The organism is Sphingomonas adhaesiva, assembly GCF_036946125.1.
Classification (GTDB): Bacteria; Pseudomonadota; Alphaproteobacteria; order Sphingomonadales; family Sphingomonadaceae; genus Sphingomonas; species Sphingomonas adhaesiva_A.
Genome location: NZ_JAQIJT010000002.1, coordinates 382,270 through 400,311, shown reverse-complemented (window position 1 = coordinate 400,311; position 18,042 = coordinate 382,270). Strand labels below are relative to the sequence as shown.

At 73.3% G+C, this 18,042-nt stretch carries 9 protein-coding genes; 4 read left to right on the top strand and 5 right to left on the bottom strand.

The genetic code is table 11. The features are described from left to right. Positions 1 to 50: 50 nt before the first annotated feature. Positions 51 to 947, top strand: a complete 897-nt coding sequence (locus PGN23_RS08300; protein ID WP_335302421.1) for an alpha/beta hydrolase — start codon at positions 51 to 53, stop codon at positions 945 to 947. A 5-nt stretch (positions 948 to 952) separates the two neighbouring features. Here PGN23_RS08300 and PGN23_RS08295 read toward each other — a convergent pair whose 3' ends face one another. Beyond that, positions 953 to 1,978, bottom strand: coding sequence for a substrate-binding domain-containing protein (locus tag PGN23_RS08295; protein WP_335302420.1), 1,026 nt, complete (start codon positions 1,976 to 1,978; stop codon positions 953 to 955). Next, on the bottom strand, positions 1,975 to 2,865 hold the full coding sequence (locus PGN23_RS08290) for an alpha/beta hydrolase (protein ID WP_335302419.1): 891 nt from the start codon (positions 2,863 to 2,865) through the stop codon (positions 1,975 to 1,977). Before PGN23_RS08290 ends, PGN23_RS08295 begins: the two co-directional genes overlap by 4 nt. A gap of 103 nt (positions 2,866 to 2,968) precedes the next feature. Between PGN23_RS08290 and PGN23_RS08285 the strand changes: the two genes are divergently transcribed. Further along, the gene (locus PGN23_RS08285; protein WP_335302418.1) at positions 2,969 to 3,916 is read left to right on the top strand and encodes an alpha/beta hydrolase; all 948 of its coding nucleotides are present in this window, start codon (positions 2,969 to 2,971) and stop codon (positions 3,914 to 3,916) included. An 84-nt stretch (positions 3,917 to 4,000) separates the two neighbouring features. Here PGN23_RS08285 and PGN23_RS08280 read toward each other — a convergent pair whose 3' ends face one another. From PGN23_RS08280 to PGN23_RS08270, 3 genes are read right to left on the bottom strand one after another with little or no spacing between them, the layout of a single operon-like run. Further along, on the bottom strand, positions 4,001 to 7,078 hold the full coding sequence (locus tag PGN23_RS08280; protein WP_335302417.1) for a CHAT domain-containing protein: 3,078 nt from the start codon (positions 7,076 to 7,078) through the stop codon (positions 4,001 to 4,003). Then, a complete protein-coding gene (locus tag PGN23_RS08275; protein WP_335302416.1) occupies positions 7,075 to 14,718 on the bottom strand; it encodes a hypothetical protein in 7,644 nt (2,547 codons plus the stop codon). The genes PGN23_RS08280 and PGN23_RS08275 overlap by 4 nt, the downstream gene beginning before the upstream one ends. Next, on the bottom strand, positions 14,718 to 16,478 hold the full coding sequence (locus PGN23_RS08270; RefSeq protein WP_335302415.1) for a ShlB/FhaC/HecB family hemolysin secretion/activation protein: 1,761 nt from the start codon (positions 16,476 to 16,478) through the stop codon (positions 14,718 to 14,720). Before PGN23_RS08270 ends, PGN23_RS08275 begins: the two co-directional genes overlap by 1 nt. Before the next feature lie 215 nt (positions 16,479 to 16,693). Here PGN23_RS08270 and PGN23_RS08265 point away from each other — a divergent pair, with 215 nt between their 5' ends. Both PGN23_RS08265 and PGN23_RS08260 read left to right on the top strand, forming a co-directional pair. Continuing rightward, positions 16,694 to 17,305, top strand: coding sequence for a TetR/AcrR family transcriptional regulator (locus tag PGN23_RS08265; RefSeq protein WP_335302414.1), 612 nt, complete (start codon positions 16,694 to 16,696; stop codon positions 17,303 to 17,305). 320 nt (positions 17,306 to 17,625) lie between these two features. After that, positions 17,626 to 18,027, top strand: coding sequence for a hypothetical protein (locus PGN23_RS08260; protein ID WP_335302413.1), 402 nt, complete (start codon positions 17,626 to 17,628; stop codon positions 18,025 to 18,027). The last annotated feature ends 15 nt before the right edge of the window (positions 18,028 to 18,042 follow it).

The following is an 18,042-nucleotide window of genomic DNA, read 5'->3' as shown; positions in this document are numbered from 1 at the left end:
TGATCGATACCAGCACCTCTTCGCCGCCCGCACCGCCGCACGAACATTGGGTGAGCGACGACTCGCGCACCTTCTTCGCGCGGCTGTCGGCGCAGCCACCCGCCCCGGTCGGCGACGTCGCGGCACAGCGCGCGCATTACGACGCGATCAACAGCGCGCGGCTGGAGGAGGCACGGCACCTCTATCCCGTCACGGTGTCCGCGCGGACGATCGCGGGGGTCGCGGTTCATGCGGTGACGCCCGCCAATCCGGGGCCGGGAACGCTGCTGTGCCTGCATGGCGGCGCCTTCCTGTGGGGCGCGGGCGCCGGTGCGCTGCTGGAAGCGGTGCCCGTCGCCGCGACCGCCGGCATGCGCGTGCTCGCGGTCGAGTATCGGCTCGCGCCCGAGCACCTCTTTCCCGCCGCGGTCGACGATGTGGTGGCGGTCGTCGCGGCGCTGCGCCGCGACGGCGACGCGCCGATCGGCATCTACGGCTGTTCCGCGGGCGGCGTGCTGACGGCGCAGGTCGTCGCGCGGCTGGTCGCGGAGGGCCTCGCCCCGCCGCGCGCGATCGCGATGCTCCACGGCTCGGGCGTCGATGTCGGCGGCGACTCGCTCGCCACGGCCGCGCACCTCAACGGGACGCCCGCCGCGGCGGACCTCGACCGTCTGCACGACCTGCCCTATTTCGCCGGCACCTCCGCGACCGATCCCCTGGTGTTCCCCGGCGAGGACAGGTCGATGCTCGCCGCCTTCCCGCCGTCGTTGCTCATCTCGGGCACGCGCGACTTCGCCGCGAGCAGCGTCGCGGTCATGCACCGCCGTCTGCTGGCCGCCGGGGTGGATGCGCGCTTCGTGCTGTTCGACGGCATGTGGCATGCGCATCACGTCGACGTGACGCTGCCCGAGGCGCGCGAGACGCATGAACTGATGGGCGCCTTCTTCCGCGAGCATCTGTCCGCCTGACGCGCTCAGGCCGGGCGGCTGCTCTCCCGCACGATCAGCTCCACCGGCAGCATGTCGGGCGCGACGAACGCCTCCGGCCGGTCGATCAGCGCCAGGATCGCCTCGCCCAGCACACGCCCCGCCTGCGACCAGTCCTGACGGACCGAGGACAGCGCGGGGCGGTGGTTGGCGGCCACGGCGATGTCGTCGAAGCCGACGACCGCCACATCCGCGGGCACGCCGAGCCCGCGGTCGATCAGCGCGTCGCATGCACCCGCCGCGATGAAGTCGCTCGCCGCGACGATCGCGTCGAACCGCACGCCCTGGTCGAGCAGCCGCGTCACCGCCGCCGCTCCCGCCACCCGCGAGAAATCGCACGGCACCGCGGCGGCGATCGTCGCCGGGGTCGCCGCCACCACGTCGCGCACGCCCTCGAGCCGTGCGGCGACCTCCGGATGCTGCACGTCGCCGAGGAAGACGAGGTGCCGACGCCCGCCGTCGACCAGATGACCCGCGCTCAGGCTGCCGCCCAGCCGGTTGTCGCTGCCGATCACGACATGGTCGCTGCCCGGCAGCGGCGCGCCCCACAGCACCATCGGCAACCCGGACGCGGCGATCGTCTTCGCGCGCATGCCGCCTGCACCCTGCCCCACCATCACGATGCCGTCGGCATCGACCACCTGGCTGTCGAGGAAATGGTCGCTGGAGGTGACGAGCATCGCCTGCCCGGCGGGGGTCAGCGTCTCCAGCAGCCCGCCGATGATCGACAGGACCAGCGGATCGGAGATCGGACGATCGCCCGCGACCAGCCGCTCGATCACCAGCGCGACCGTCCGGCTGCGCCGCGTCCGCAGCGCGCGCGCCGCACCGTTCATGCGATAGCCGGCCGCCCGCGCGATCTCCGCGATCTTCTCGCGCAGTTCGGGGCGGACCAGGTCGCTGTCGCGCAGCGCGCGCGAGACCGTGATCTTGGACACGCCGGCGAGCTGCGCGAGCGTTTCCATCGTCGGCCGGGGCGCCCCGCCGGCGCCGAAAGGGCTGCCCTTCGTCATGCCGCGGCCGCGTACCGCGCGAGCCGCTCGCCGATCAAGCGATACGCGGCGGCGACGGCGGGATCGGTGGCGGGGAGGAACAGGAAGCCGTGCGGCAGCCCGGGGAGGCGCTGCAGGCTCACCTCGTTCCCCGCGCGCGCCAGCGCCAGCGCGTAATGCTCGCCATCGTCGCGCAGCGGATCGTGCTCGACCGTGACGACGATCGCGGGCGGCAGCCCTGCCAGATCCGCGGCGCGCAGCGGCGAGACGAGCGGATCGGCGCGCGAATGGCCGCCGACATAGCCCGCGATGCACGCGTCGAGCATCGCGCGCGACAGCCCCGGCAGGTCGACCGCGTCGATGCTCGGCTGTTCCAGCAACAGGTCGGTGGGGGGATGCACCAGCAGCTGGACCAGCGGCGCGGTCGCCGCGGTGCCGCGCCGCCCGAGCGTCATCGCGGCGGCAAGGTTCGCGCCGGCACTCTCCCCGCCGATCGCGACCCGGCGCGGGTCGCAGCCCAGCGCTGCCGCCTCGGCCGTGGCCCAGCCCCATGCCGTCGTCGCGTCGTCGAGCGCCGCGGGGAAGGGATGCTCCGGCGCCAGCCGATAGCCGACCGCCAGAATCGCCCAGCCCGATTCGACGCACAGCCAGCGGCAGCAGGCGTCGTGCGTATCGAGGTCCCCAAGCACCCAGCCGCCTCCGTGGAGGAAGACGAGCAGCGGCGGGCCGGCGCCGTCCCGATCGACGGTCGGCGGCCGGTAGAGCCGCACCGGCACGCCGCCCGCCACGTGATCGCTCACCGCCACGGCCGGGGCCGGCAGCGCCCGCCCCTGCCGCGCCATGTCCTCCCGCATCGCCGGGAGTCCGGCAAGGAAGGAGGACGCCCCGTCGATCGTGTCAGTCTGCATCGCTTCCCCCGTCAGCATCGGCCTTCAACCTTATTGACATCGATACCATAGCCGACGCAAGTCATCGCCGCGCCGATTATCGCCTGTCAGGAACCACCCCCTCATGGACGCCACCTTCCCCCAACCCCCGCTCGCCCCCACGGTCAGTCCGGAAGCCCGCGCCGCGCTCGCGCCGTTGCTCGCCTCGCTGGACCAGCCGCGGCCGGAACTTTCGATCGAGCAGATGCGGGCGTTTGCCGGCGCGATGATGGGCGCGGTGGTGCAGCGCCGCGCGCCGGGGCAGAAGGTGGTGGTGACGCCGGGCGTGTTCGGGGGCGTCCCCGCCCATATCGTCTCGCGCGACGGTGCGCTGCCACAGGACGGGCCGCTGCTGCTCAACTTTCACGGCGGCGGCTTCCAGGTCGACTCGGGCTCGCTGGCGGAGAGCATGCCGATCGCCGAAATGACCGACCTGCCCGTGGTCGCCCTGCTCTATCGCCTCGCGCCGGAGCATCCCTTTCCCGCGGCGGTCGACGATGCGCTGGCGGCCTATCGCGCTGCGCTGGAGACGCGGCCGGCGACGCAGATCGCGATCTTCGGCACGTCCGCGGGTGCGGGACTGTGCGCGCAACTGATCGCGCGCCTGCGCCGCGAGAAGCTGCCGCTGCCGGCGGCGATGGGCTTCTTCTCCGGCTCCGCGGACACCGAGCTGCCCGGCGATATCGAGGGGTATCTTCCGCCGCTGCTCCCCGGCCAATCGGTCCCCCGGACGCTCGCCCCCTATCTGGGCGCGGCGGATCGGCGCGATCCGCTGGTGTCGCCGATCCACGACGCGCTGGAGGGATGGCCGCCGACGCTGCTGATGACCAGCACGCGCGACATCCTGCTCAGCCAGACGGTGCGCTTCCACCTCGCCTTGCGGGCGGCCGGCGTCCCGGTCGAGCTGCTGGTCTATGAGGGGATGCCGCATGCTTTCTGGGCCTTTGCCGATTGCCCGGAAACCGATGCCGCCTTCGCCGCGCAGGGGCGCTTCCTGGCCGAGGCGGTCCGCGCGGGGCTCGCGCGCCGATAGACGCGGGCGGGATCGTCCGGCGCATGCTAACCGGGTTCAGCCGCGGCCGGGTTGCGCGCCGCGCCGCACGCCTCGCATCACCCGTCAGCGGGCCGCCAGCGGGCGCGCGCCGTCGCCGATCACCGCGAACGCCGCCCAGTAGAACGGGTGCGATGTCTGCGCCTCCGCCATCAGCTCCCGCTGCCCGCCGCGCAGGGCGGCGGCGATCGGGGTGCCCGGCGGGACGGTGAAGAAGGCGCGCATCAGCCGTTTGGTCGCGTCATAATCGTCCGGGATCGGCCAGTGGCTCGCCAGTACCGTTCGCGCGCCCGCCCCGACGAACGCGCGCACCAGGCCGTCGAGCGCGAAATTGCCCCCCGTCGTGATACCCGCCTCGCGCGTGGCGTCGATGGTCGCCATCCCCGCGGTGTCGCAGGCCGACAGCACGATCAGGTCCGCGTCGAGCTTCATGTCGTAGATTTCGCGGAAGGTGAGCAACCCGTCCGATCCCGCTGCGCCGAACGACGTGACCAGCGCAGGGCGTGCCGCACATTGCGGACGCGGGGCGGTGACCAGTCCGTGGGTCGCGAAATGCAGCGTGCGATACTGGTTGAGGTCGGTACGCGTCTTCAAGGCGGTATCGGTGAAGGCGGCGTCGGTCAGCAGCTCGCTGCGCCCCTCGCCCATGATCTGGCTGGCCAGCAGCAATTCGGTCGGCTGGATCGGATGCTCCCAGACCTCCAGCGGCCAGTCGCATTCCGCGGGCGGCGGGGCCGACGCCTGGAGCAGCTGCGCCGTCCGGTTGGGCACCGCGTTATGCCCCAGCCCGAGATAGGCCATCTTCCCGCGCGACGGCGCGATCGCCCGCACGTCCACGAACGAGCGCGGCGACACGGAGGTGGTCACGTCGCGATCCCGCCCCAGCCACGCCACGCCGCGAAAGTCGAAGGCGTCGCCCTTCGGCCGCGCGATCCGCGCGGTATAGGCATCCACCCCGGCCTGTTCGGTGACCAGGATGGTGGCCGGCAGTTGCAGCATCGCGCCGTCCGGCTCGACGATCAGGTGCCTCACCCCCGACAGCGCGGTGCCGAAGCGGGCGAAGAGCTCGACATACAGCCTTCGCGCCAGCGGCAGATCGAACGGATAGACCTGCGGTACGCCGTTCTCCATCGTCACCACGCTGGCGCGCAGCGTCGCGACATCGGCGTCCAGCGCCTTCGCCGTGGTCGATACCTTCGCCGCGCGCGCGTCCTTCGGGGTGATGAGCATGGCGTACACATCCTCCCCGATCGTCCGGAGCAGGTAATAGGCCTCCCCCGGCGTCAGCGCGGCCTGCAACGCCGTCAGTTCCAGCGCCGCGGGCGCCACCACGCGGTAGCGCGGATATGCCGCGAGGCGGGATTGCACCGCCGTCTGCTCGCCCTCGGCGGTGGCCAGCCGCGCGCGCGCCGCCGCCAGCGCGCGGGCGGCGGGGGTATCGGGCGCGGGATCGTCCGCCGCGAGCCGGGCGACCTCCCCGCTGATCCGTGCCACGTCGCGCGACAGGGTCACGGACTGGCGGAACAGCGCCGCCGCGGCATCGTCGCCCGCCGACAGCTCGCGCGCGAACACCGCCTGCGTCTGCGCCACGCCGGGTCGCACCAGTATCTGTGCCGCGGCGAACATCGCCGCCGCCGCCGCCGGATCGTCGTTCGCACGCGGTGCCAGCAATGCGAAATACGGGGCGAGCAGGTTGCGCATCGACGCCGCCGATCCGGGGAGCCGCTGGCTCTCCGCGACGACCTGCGCGTACAGCGCCAGCGATCGCTCATCCTGCCCCCGCCGGGCGAGGAACGCCGCCAGCCGTGCCTTGGCGGCCAGGGCGCCCGCGGACTGCGGATAATCGCTCTCCAGGATACGCAGCGCCTGGGTGAAATCGCGCTCGGCACCGGCATCGTCGCGCCGCGCCTCGGCGATGAGCCCCATCTCGGCATAGCCTTCGGATCGCATGAACGAAGCGGAGGCCACCTGCCCCTGCCGCACGGCGGCGAGCATCCGCCCGGCCTTCTCCAGGCTGGCCAATGCCTCGGGCAGCCGCCCGCGCAGCCGCAGCGCGATCCCGCGCAATTGCATCGCCTGCCCGTCGAGGATCGCCGCGCGCTCCGCCGGCCGCAAGCGGCGGTCGACGCCGCCCAGCCGCTCCATCGCTTCGTTCTGGCGGTTGATCTGCTCGGCCAGCGACGCGCTGATGACGCCGCCGGACACGCCGCCGTCCGTCCCCTCGCCGGCGACCGCCGCCACGGGAGCATCGAGTGCCGCCAGCGCCGCCGCCGCGTGACGCTGGTTCAGCTGATGGATCGCGCGGTAGTTGCGCAACAGCCGCCCGGCGACGGGATCGCTGGCCGCGCCGCGCTCCTCGGCCGCCTTGAACGAGCGGTCGGCGGCGGCGAAATTGCCCAGGTTCGACTGCTGGATGCCCTGTCCGATCAGATATTCGCCCGATCGCCCCGCCGCCGCCGCCGTCCCCGCGCCGCGCTCGACCAGCGCCTCGAAGAATTCGGCGGATTCGGCGAAGCTGCCCGCATTGCTGCGCTCATAGGCCTGCGCCAGCGCGGCCTCGGGATCCAGCGTGCCGGCCTGAACCCGGGCGAAGGCCGCCGGATCGCCCGCATCGGTGGTGGCTACCTCCACCGTCCCCTGCACCGGCCGATCCGCCACCAGCGTGCGCAACCCCAGCCGCAGCGCGGAATCGTACCCGCCGAGCCCCTCCGCCAGGAACGTCGTGCGCCCGCGCGTCACGGCATAGCCGCGGTAGGTCACGCGCGTCTCGGTGCCGGTGCAGGCGATCGTCGATACCGTGCCGATGCCCGCAATGGTCGTGGAAGCGGCCGCCTCGCACGTCCGCTTGCCCGGCCGGCTTTCCATCAGCGCCGCCAGCCGGTCGGCCGCGACATCGCGCAGCGCGTACAGCGAGCCGACCGCCGCCGCGGCATCGCGGCAGGTGATACCATAGCCGCGATCGAACATGCTCTTCAGCACCGGATCGCCCGGCCTGATCTGCGCGGTGCACAGCGCGCCGGCCGAGCCGATGCGGAAACTGTCGCGCACCGCGATCCCCGCGCCGGTCGCGGCGACAAGGGCGGTGACGATGACGGCCAGCGCGGCCAGCACCGATGCCAGCGGACGGCGTCCACGCAGGCTCATCGGCCGCCCTCCCCGCCGCGCGTGGTTCGCGGAGGCGCATCCTCGTCGCGCCGGCTCGCGGCACCATCGGCATCGCCGCCTTCCCACAGGCTGGCATTGCCGCCGCTGCCGATCGGATCGGTGACGATCGTGTCCGTCTTCAGCGCGGCGGCGTCGATGATGGTGGTCAGCCGCACCGCCGGCACCGCCGCCACGCCGCCGTCCTCGGCACTGGCCTGCGCCAGCGCGGGCGACAGCGCCGGCGATAGCGAGAGCGACAGCGGGCCGCTCGCGACACCCTGCACGTCGGTGCCGATCGTGACCTCCGCGACCTCGCCGACAGGCGGCGCGGTCGTGCCTTCGCCGCACGCGACGGTGGGCAGCAGGGCGCACCCGTTCACCACCGACGTGGCGGAGAAGGCGGTCAGCGGCTCGCCCTGCGCATCGGCCCCGGCGAAGGTGATCGCGCCGCGCGTGCCGGCATTGGTGACGAACGCCCCGCCCGCGCCCTGCACCCGGCCATAGGCGATCAACGCCGTGCCGCCGCCGCCCGCCCCGCCGCTCGCCCCGCCGCCGCGCAGCCCGGTGATCCGCAACCCGCCCGATCCCGCGGTGAAGCCGCCGGACAGCGCGCTGGTGCCGCTGTTCTGGATCACGATCGAGTCGCGCGCGCTCAGCTCCAGCCGTCCCGCCTGGATGAACCCCTCCGCCCGCGTGCGCGCGGCGGGCGCGCCGACCGCCGCCGCCGTGACATTGCCGGCATCGATCGTCGCGAGCAGCTGGCTCTCGCCCGACGCGATCCGGGCGGCGCCGATCGCCAGCCGCCCGGCGAGCGTATCGCCCGCATCGAAGACGCCGACCGATCCCGTATCGGTGACCAGCCGGAAAGCACCCGCCGCATCGAAGACGAGCGCATTGCCAGCGGCGGCATTGTTCAACCGGACGTTGCCGAGCAGCCGGATGTCGCCCGGCGCGGTGATCGTGAAGGCGCCGTTCGCGCTGGTCAGATTGGAGTTCTGTCCGGCGTTGGCCCCCGCCAGCGTGAGGTCGCGCAGGACCAGCGGCTGATCGCCCGCGCCATAGGAGGTCGTCTGCCCGAAGCTGATCGCGCCGCCGCGCAGCTGCGCCAGTTCGGCCGCATCCAGCACGTAGCCGCCGGCGGCGTCGCCGCCCGTGCCGCCCAGAATGGTCGGTGCCGCGGTGCTCAGCGTGCCGAGCGCGAGCGACTGCGTCGTGGCGTCCCCCACCGTGATCCCGCGCGCCAGCGCGATGTCGGTCGACAGCATCTCGATCGCCGGCGCCGTCACCGACCCGCCGAGCGTCAGACCCCGACTGGACAATCGCACCTGCCGCGCGCCGTCGATGACGCCGTCGAAGCGGCTCGACCCGTCCACCGCCGTCCGGACGAGGCCGCCGCTGATCGCGCCGCCGACGGCGACCGGCCCGGCCACCGGGGTCGCCGCGCCGGTCGCGAAGTCCGCGGGGAACGCCCCATCGGCGCCGATCCGCGCGCGGTTGCCGGCACCCGCCAGATAGACGAACGCGCCGTCGCCGCGCCCGCCGCTCAGGGCGCCGCTGGCGATCCCGCCGTCCGCCAGCAAGGCGATGCTCGCCCCGGCGGTGATCGGCCCGCTGGCGTCGATCCGCCCGCCCGTGGCGATCAGCCGTACGTCCGCGCCCGCCCGCGTAATGCCGATGGCGATGTTGCCCGCGGTATCCACGCTCAGCGGTCCGCGCGTCACCGTGGCGCCGGTCACGGAGATCGCCCCCGTGCCGCCGACATAGGCGGTCTGCCCCGCCGTCAGCGCGCCCAGCGTCGCCCCCGCGCCGGTGTCGACGAAGAGCGTGTCGGCGGCGGTGATCCCCCGCGCGGTCGTCGCCCCGGTGCTGGCGGACCGGAACGTGCCGGTCTCCACATCGCCCGACAGCGTGATCGCCCCCCCGACGCGCACCGGCACGCCCGCGAGGATCGGCGCGGGGTCGAGATCCCCGGTGACCGGATCGGCGCGGAACTGGCTGGCGTTGCCGATGACGACGTTGCCGCTCGTCGTCGTCGCGATGCCGCCGGTCGCCACCGACCCGCCCGCCAGCAGGACAGCATCGCCGCTCCGCGCCGCCAGCGGGCCCGTCGCCACGTCGCCGGTGCGGGCGATCAGGCCGATGCCCTGGATCGAATCGATCGCCCCGGTCGCCAGGCCGGACCCGGCCGCGATCTCGACCCCGAACGGGCCGGTGCCGCCGGTATAGGCGGTGAGGGTGACGGCGCCGGTGCTCACGCTGCCGCCGCCGCTCACCGCGATCTCCTTCGCCGAGGCCAGCGCCCCGGTGCGGATATCGCCGTCGCTGGAGGCGAAGATGCCGCCGCCCGCCCCGATACTGCCGGTCGCGATACCGGCCCCGCCGGTCAGGTCGGTATCCCCGGCCGTCGCGATCGCGCCGGTCTGGATGCGCCCGCGGACCTCCAGCACCAGGTCGCCGTCGAGTGCCAGATCGTCGTCGAGGATGACGTCGCCGCCGAGCGAGGCGAACAGATCGCCCACCTCGATGTCGCCCGGAATGAGGTTCGACGGCGTGATGCCGTCGCCGAATCGCAGCGAGCCGGTGGCGTCGAGCGTCGCGCCGGCGACGTCGATCAGGCCGGTCCCCGTCGTGTAGAAGCCGATGTCGCCGACCGCGCCGATATTGAGCGACCGGATCGTCAGCGTCCCGCCCGAGACGTTCAGGTTGGTCGGCCCGATCGCCGACGGCGCATCGCCCGCGGTGGTGATGCTCACGGTGCCGAACTGCGCGTCGCCGTTGCCGACCTGGATGCTGCTGATCCCCGCAACGGTCGCGGCACCGCCGGCGCCGGCGGTGCCGCTGGTATCGGTGAGGAGCTGCCCGACGCTCAGGCTGCCGCGGGCGGTCGATTGAAAGCGATTGGTGACGAGCACGGCCATCTGCCCGCCCTCGCCGCGTCCGCCCGCTCCGCCCGCACCGTCGCCGCCGATGCCCATGCCCTGCAGCGACAGCGAAGCCAGCGTCACCGGCGCGCCGCGCGACAGCACCGAGTAGGTGCCGCCGATGCCCGCACCGCCCGCACCGCCGAGCGCGGGAAGGTCGGCCGGGCCCCCGGCGCCCCCGAACCCGATCGACTGGACGCTCAGATTGCCCAGCGTGGCGGCGCCGGTGACGAAGCTGCTCGCGGGCAGGCTGACCGTGCCCGCATTGCCTCCCCCGCCCGTACCCGCGCCGCCCGCACCGCCGCGGCCCGCGACGCCGCCGGCATCGGCGACGCCGCCCGCCCCGCCACCCCCGCCGAAGCCGCTGTTCTGCATGGTCGCCGTGCCGGTCGCGGTGACGAAGCCGTTGCCCGCCTGCGCCAACAGGTCGATCCGCCCGCCGCTGCCCGCGCCGCCCGCCCCGCCGGTCTGGCCCGGCGCGCCGGCTGCGCCCGCACCGCCGATGCCGGTCGCGGCGAAGCTCACATCGCCCAGGACGATCCGGCCGGCCTGCGCCGCCGAGGCGGCGCGGGTTCCGCCGACCACCGAACTGCCGCCGCCGACGCCCGCGCCCCCCGCACTGCCGTCGGTGATGCCGTCTCCGCCGATCCCGTTGGCCGACACCCTCAGGAGGCCGGCGGACGCATCGACGGTGCCGTCGAACGCCGAGACATCGGCGATGCCGCCGGCGGCCGCGCCGCCCGTCGCGCCGCCATGCCCCGCGCCGCCCGAACTGCTCGCCCTGACCCATGACAGGCCGGAGCCCAGGACGATCGTGCCGCCGCTCGCCACGATGGTCGCGGAGCCGTCCGGCGCGGCGCTGGAGCCGCCCCCGTCGCCGCGCCCGCCCGCGCCGATGCCGGTCCGGCTGCCCGATCCGCCGAAGGCCTGCGCATCGATCGTGGTCGTGCCGGTCGCGACGACGGTGCCGCCGGCATAGGCGCCCAGCATCGACGAGCCGCCCAGCCCGTTGCCGCCATCGCCCGCTGCCCCCCCGGCGCCGCCCTGCCCGCGGCTGGACGCCGCAAGATCGGCGAACCGGATCGAGCCCCCCGTCGTGGACACGTCGACCGACCCTCCGGTGCCCAGACCGCCCGCGTTCGGGCCACCCGACAGGGTGGCGCCGCTGCCGTTGCCGCCGAAGCCGTTCGCCTCCGCCGTGATCGCCGCGGCGGTGATCGTCCCGCTCGCGCTGATGCCGATCGAGCCGCCGGTTCCCGCCCCCGCGATGCGATCGCCGCCGTCCAGCGTCTCGCCGCCGGTGCCGGTGGCGCTGGCGATCAGGGTCTGCGCCACGGCAAGCCGCCGCCCGGTCGCGGCCGTCACCGATATCCGCCCGCCGGTCGCGGCGCCCCCGTCGCGCGGCGTCGAGACGCCCGCGTCGATCGTGCCCCCGCCGGCATCGGCGTTCATCGTCACGCGGCCCGCCACGATGTCCGCACCGTTCGCGTTCAGGAAGATCGCGCCGCCGGTCGCGCTGGCCACCGAAGGATCCGCTCCGATCGAGGCGGCGGCGCCCGCGCGCAGGTCCAGCGCGCCGACCGTGATCGCGCCGGTCGTGGCATAGATTTCGGCCGTACCCGCGCTCGCCGCGCCGCCGTTGCCGGTGGCGACGGCGGACAGGCTTCCCGCAATCGCCGACCCGTTCATGGTCGCGGTACCGCCGACCGTGATCCCGCCACCGCCGCCCTGACCGCTGTCGAAGGCCGACAGCTGGGTCCGCCCGCCGATCGCCGCGCCGGCATTGCCGACCGCGCCGGACGCCGCCCCCCCGGTGCCGACCGCGGCCAGCGAGACATCACGCGAAAGCTGGACCGTGCCGGCATCGGCGGTGATATACGACAGACCGCCGGTCCCCGAGCCGGCGGTGCCGGCGCCCGTGGCCTCACCGCCCGATGCGGATGCCGTCATCAGCACACCGCCGGCCACGGTCAGGCTTCCTTTCAGCGCGTACAGCACGCTGGTCCCGCCGGTGCCCGATCCCCCGTTCGCGCCCGCGCCGCCGACGCCGCCCGCGGCGATCGCCGCCGTGCCGCCCAGCGTGAGCGAGCCGGTGCCGTTGGTCCCCAGCTGCGCCGTCCCGGCCGTCGCCGCACCGCCGTCGCCCGTGACGCCCAGACCGCCGATGGCCGACGCATCCAGCGCCGCGGTCAGGATGACGAGCGCCTGCCCATTACCGGCGAGGAAGGCGACACGCCCGCCGTTCGCCGCGCCGCCGGCGACCCCGCTCCCGCCCGCGCCCCGCGCCGACAGTTGCGCGTTTAAGCCGATAGCGAGGCTGCTGTCGTTCGCGACCACGCTGACCTCGCCGCCCGCCGCGCTGCCGCCCGCCGCAGCGGCCGACGCCCCGCCGAACCCGTCTGCCGACACGCGGGCCACGCCGTTGACGCCGATCGTGCCCCTGGAGCCCTGTTGAAGCGTGGCCAGGCCCCCCGTGGCCAGGCCGCCCGCGCCCCCTGCGCCCGCGCCCGCTCCGCCGGAACCGCTGGCCACGACGGTGGTGGAACCCAGGGTCATCTCGCCACTGGTGCTCGTGGTCAGCCGCGCGGTCGTGCCCTGGCCGGCCCCGCCCGACCCGATCCCCGCCGTCACGCTGCCCCCGGTCCCGACCGCGGAGACGAGCGTATCCTGCGCGACGGTCAGGACGCCGCCGCCGTTCGCCTCCGCCACGGCCGTTCCCGCGACGGCGGTGCCGACATCGCCGGTTCCGCCTGTCCTGCCGCCGCTGGTCGCGTCGCCCACGACGAAGAGGCGGCCCGCCGCCGTCGTGCCGACGCTGAAGAGCGAGGCGGTGCCACCCGTCGCAGCGGCGCCGGTACCGTCACCCGCGGTGCCACCGCTCGCCGCGAAGGCGGAAACGCGGATCGTGTCGCTCGCGATGCGACCTCCGGCCAGCGCAGTCATCGTCGCGGTGCCCCCCGTCGCGCTGCCCCCGCTGCCGGCACCCGCTCCCAGCCGGCGTCCTCCGAACGCGTCGCCCAGAACCCCGATCTGCCCCGTGACCTGCAGATTGCCGCCCGAGGTGATGCTCGCCGTCCCGCCGGTCGCGTTGCCGCCGGATGCGTTTCCGATCGCCGCCGTGTCGTCCAGCCCGGTGGCCGACGCGTTGATGTTCAGGTTGCCCCCCACCGTCAGCGCGAAACCGGCGCCGGTGGTGGCGGATGCGACGCCGCCCGTGGCGGTGCTGGCCGAAAACCCGGTCGCAAGGACATCGGCGTTCCCACCGATGGAGATGTTGCCGGCCTGGGCCACGATGCTCGCGTTGCCGCCGGTGCTGGCCCCGTTCGCCCCGGCGATCAGGAAATTGCCGCGCTGCCCGGCATCTATGCGTACGTTGCCACCGATCTGCGTCGTGCCGCCGGCCAGCGCGGTCAACGACGCGATGCCCGCCGTTTGCGCCGCGGCGGAGTTGATGCCGGGCGCCGTCGCGTCGAGCGTCAGGTTGCCCCGGATCGTCAGGACGGTTCCGGCGCCGCTGGCGCCCGCCTGCACCACGGACCCGCTGCCGCCGCCGCGCAGGGATACATTGCTGCCGAAATAGGTGCTCGCGTTGACCACGGCGGACAGGTCGTCGCGCGCGCGCGCGACCAGGCCCGCGTTGAACCTGCCCCCTCCATCGAACCCGAGGTACGCCGGCGCCTGCGCAGACGGATTGGCGAACCCGCTGGAAACGGAGACGTCCGGTGTCCCCCCTACATTACGAAACCCCGCCCCCAGCACGATGAGGCCATTCTCCACCCCCACCGTGGTGGCCACGTCGAAACCGATGTCGGCCGATGCGCCGATGACCAGGGTGATCGCATCGTTCTTCGGCACGGAGACCAGATACGCGCGGCTGGGCGTCGCCACGTTCTGGAAGCGGGTGGTGCCCAGATGCTGCAACGGGAAGCCGCCCGCCGCGCTCGACCCCACCGTCACGTTGATGTCGAACAGGCCCTGGTCGAACGTCAGGCTCGCCTGCTCGGCCGCGACATAGGCGGCGGCGCCGTTCACGTTCACCGTGCCGCGCTGGAACACGATCGGCGCCACCAGCGCCACGTAGCTGCCCGGGTTCGTCGCGTTGATCCTGGCCCCCGACAGGATGTTGACGATGCCGCCGCCGTTGGCCGTGCTGGTCAGGTTGAACGAGCGGGTCGATGCGATCGTGGTGCCGCCGCCCGCGGGATCGCCGGTGGACAACAGCAGGTTGCCGACGTCGAACACCGCGCCGTCCCCCAGCACGATGCCGCCGGGGCTGTAGAACCAGACGCTGCCGCCCCGCGCCGCGGCCCCCGCGGCGCTCTGCAACTGGCTGACGACATTGCCGTTGAACGCGATCGGCCGCGCGGGGTCGGCCGGCACGATCCGGTTGAGCACCGTGAAGGCCGGCCCGCCCGGGGTGCTGGTGTAGAGCGCGGTGGTGTTCGCATTCTGGAAATTGATGACGCCGCCGCCGGTCGCCGTATCCGCCGGCACCATGTCGATCACCGCGGTCGCGGAGCCGATCGTATAGACCTCCGTCCCCGGTATCGTGATGCCGCGGTCCACGGTGACGGTACCCGAGGTCACGGTCGGATTGCCGGCCAGATTGTACGATTGCTGCGCCTGCGCAGGCCCGGCGACCAGCGCGGTCGCCAGCGCGACGACGGAGCAGAGGGTCCCGGCGGATCCGCGCCGCAGCATGGTCGAACGAACGGACATCAGCGCGAACCCCACGGATAGAGCTTGGTGGTGAGCGACATCAGGAAGCGGGCGGCGCCCCGCTGCGTCTGAAGGCCGGCGCGGTTGGTCGGCACCGCCAGCGTCATGTCGAGCCGTATGCGACTGGCGAAGCTTGCCCTGACGCCGCCGCCGAGCGAGGTGAGGCGCTGCGGATTGCCCGGCGTGTTCCGGTTCCACACCCAGGCGCTGTCGACGAAGGTGAACGGCTGCAGCGACAGGTCGGTCCGCGCGAAGGGCGCGACCCGGTTCACCCGCAGCTCCGCCGACGCGCCCGCTCCGCTGTCGCCGATGATCGTGCCCGGGTCGTAGCCGCGCCCGATCGTGTACGTGCCGGCGGCATATTCCTCGAAGCTGAGGAGCGGATCGAACGCATATTGCACGCGCGGCGCCAGCGAGAAGGTGACCCTCGGCGTCAGCGCCACCTCTCCCAATGCGCCGGCGCGGATCAGCGTCCCCTCCGGATCGCCGTCGCGCCGACTGGGCCCCACCGCGCCGGCGACCGCGCGCGGCGAGGCGGCGAAGATGTCGAGCCCCCGTCGCACCTCCACCGACCCCGCCAGCCGCCACCCCGGCGCCGGCCGGTCGCGCACGTCCACCGCATCGGCATCGACGCGCAGATACGCGACGCGCAGCCGGTCCCGGCTCAGCGGCGCCCCCGCGAAGCGGACCTTCTGGTTGACGTAGTCGATGCCGAGCGCACCGCGCACGTTGGCGCGCTGGCTGCGCAGGAAGGGATAGCTCGCCTCCGCTGTCGCGAACAGGGTGCGCGCGGTGAGCGCCGCCGCCGCGGGAATGTCGGGCCGCGTCCAGGCATAGGTAAACCGGCCGCTCAGCGTCAGCCCCTCGCCCCCGACCCGGACATCATGACCGAGTTGAAGGATCTGCTGCTCCTTCAGGTCGGCGGTGGAGTAGAACGCCACGGTGGTGCGATCGCCCATCCCGGTCAGGCCGTAGAATTGCCCCCGCACCTGCCCGCCGAAGCGCCCCGTATCGCGCGCGGCATAGTTCTGGAGGTTGACATCGGCCTCGAACGGCGTGCGCACCACCGTCACGTCGCCGATCAGTTCGCCCGGGGCATTGCCGGTCGGACGCAGCGCCAGCCGCACGTCATAGCCGGGCAGGTCGCGCGCCAGCAGGAGGTAGCGCTCCGCATCGAAGCGATTGAACACGGGGTCGCGCGTCAGCCGGTCGAGGTATCCCGCGATCAGCCGCTCGGCCCGTCCCGCATCGCCGCGCACCCGCACCGCCACCAGCTTCGCATAGAGCACCTGAAAGGTGACCGTGCCGTCCCGGATCGTCTGCGTCGGCACCTGGACGGCGGCCAGATAGCCCCTGCGGCGCAGCACCGTCGCCGCGGCGTCGCGGATGTCGCAGATCACGCTGACCGGCTGATCGCTGCCCAGATACGCCCGGTAGGCCGGGGCGAGATCGGCGGGCGACACGGGCCCGAGGTTGACGAAGGTCGCGTTGGTGATCGTCACGCGCGCCGCGGCATAGGCCGGGTCGGCCAGCGGACACGAGGATCGCTCGATATCGCCGTCCACGCGCAACCGCGGACGCTCCGGCGCGACCGGCGCCGCGGGCGGGGGCGTCACCTCCTCGCGGGTCGGCAGTCCCTGATTGGCAGGGGGAACCTGTTGCGCCGACGCCGGCACCGGGAGCACCGTGCCCCCCGCCACGAGCGACGCCGTGCACGCCGCGCCCAACCATGTCCCCGGCGAAATGCGCACCGCCACCATGCCCCCACCCCGATGCGGCCGTGTCGTCGTCCCCGTCCATGCCACCTGCGGACGCTCCGCGCGGGTCCGCTCCGCCCATCGAACCCCGCGTCGACCGGACTAAACGGTTAACCCCAGATGAACATACCCCGTTTGGATGAGGGCCGGCGTTTGAACTAAGGCCGGCGTCACGCCGAGTTGCTCCGCACGCGAACCGCCATTATATACCGACCGTTATGGAAACCTCGACCGCCACCGCCAGCAAGGGCCGCCCGCGCGAATTCTGTGTCGATCGGGCGCTGACCGCCGCACTCGGGGTGTTCTGGGCCAAGGGGTATGACGGCGCCTCCATGGCCGATCTGACCGAGGCGATGGGCATCACCAAACCCAGCCTCTACGCCGCCTTCGGCAACAAGGAGGCGCTGTTCCACAAGGCGCTCGACCTCTACGAGGCGGAGAAGCTGCAATATACGCGCGAGGCGCTGAAGCAGCCCACCGCACGCGCCGTCGCCGAGCATTTCATGCGCGGCGCGATCGACGCGCAGACGAGCAATTGCGATCCCAAGGGGTGCCTGGGCGTCATCAGCGCCACCGCGTGCGGCGCCGAGGCCGAGTCGATCAAGGCCGACGTGATCCAGCGCCGCTCATCGTCGCAGGCCGCACTGGTGGAGCGGTTCGAACAGGCCAAGCGCGAGGGCGACCTTCCCGCGCACGTCGATGTCGCCGGGCTGACGAGCTATCTCTACGCGATCCTCCAGGGCATGGCGGTGCAGGCCGGGTCGGGCGCGACGCGGGCCGACCTGACGCGCATCGTCGACACCAGCCTGTCGATGTGGCCGGGCCGGTGAAATAATCTACCGGGCGGTACAGAAAGTCGTTGACGCCGACCGTCCGGTGCTTCTATACCGATCAGTATAGAAGAGACGCCAAGCCGCGGCGCCCCGTCGCTCTCGAAGGGAGGGAGTTCATGCAACACCATCCGGTCCGTCGATCCAACACCAGGTGACCGCGCGCCCCGCACGTCCGCCTTACCCCCCGAACCGCCGTCACCCCTTCGCCCGCGCCGCGCGGCCCCGGGGTCGCTGCGTCCGTCATTCCGCGCCGCTGTCGTCGCGATCCGGATGGGATCGCGAGGCGGAGACGCGCGCACCGTCCAAGGAAGCCTGCCATGGCCTATGTCGATTTCTCCGGCGACCCGCTCCACACCGCCACCTTCCCGGTCGCCCCGCCGGCGGTCGCGGATGACGAAGGCCGCCTGACCGGGCTCGAATGGTCGGTGGTCGCGCTGGCGCGCGGCGACCGGCTGTCCTCGCTGTCGCGCCCCGGCCGCATGTCGATCGCGCTGGGCAAGGTCTTCGGCACGCGGCGTCATCCCGCGCATCTCGCCGACCCGCGGCTGGAGGCGCTGCGGCGGATGGCGGTGCTGACCTGGCACATGAGCTTCGCCGTGCCCGCCAGCGAGGTTCGCGCCTTCTTCGCGGCGGGCTTTTCCGTCGCCCAATATGAGACGATGACCGAAAGCATCGCCAGCGCGCGCATCCGCCACGGATCGCACGCGGTAAAGGGGTGATCGCGGCGGGGCCGC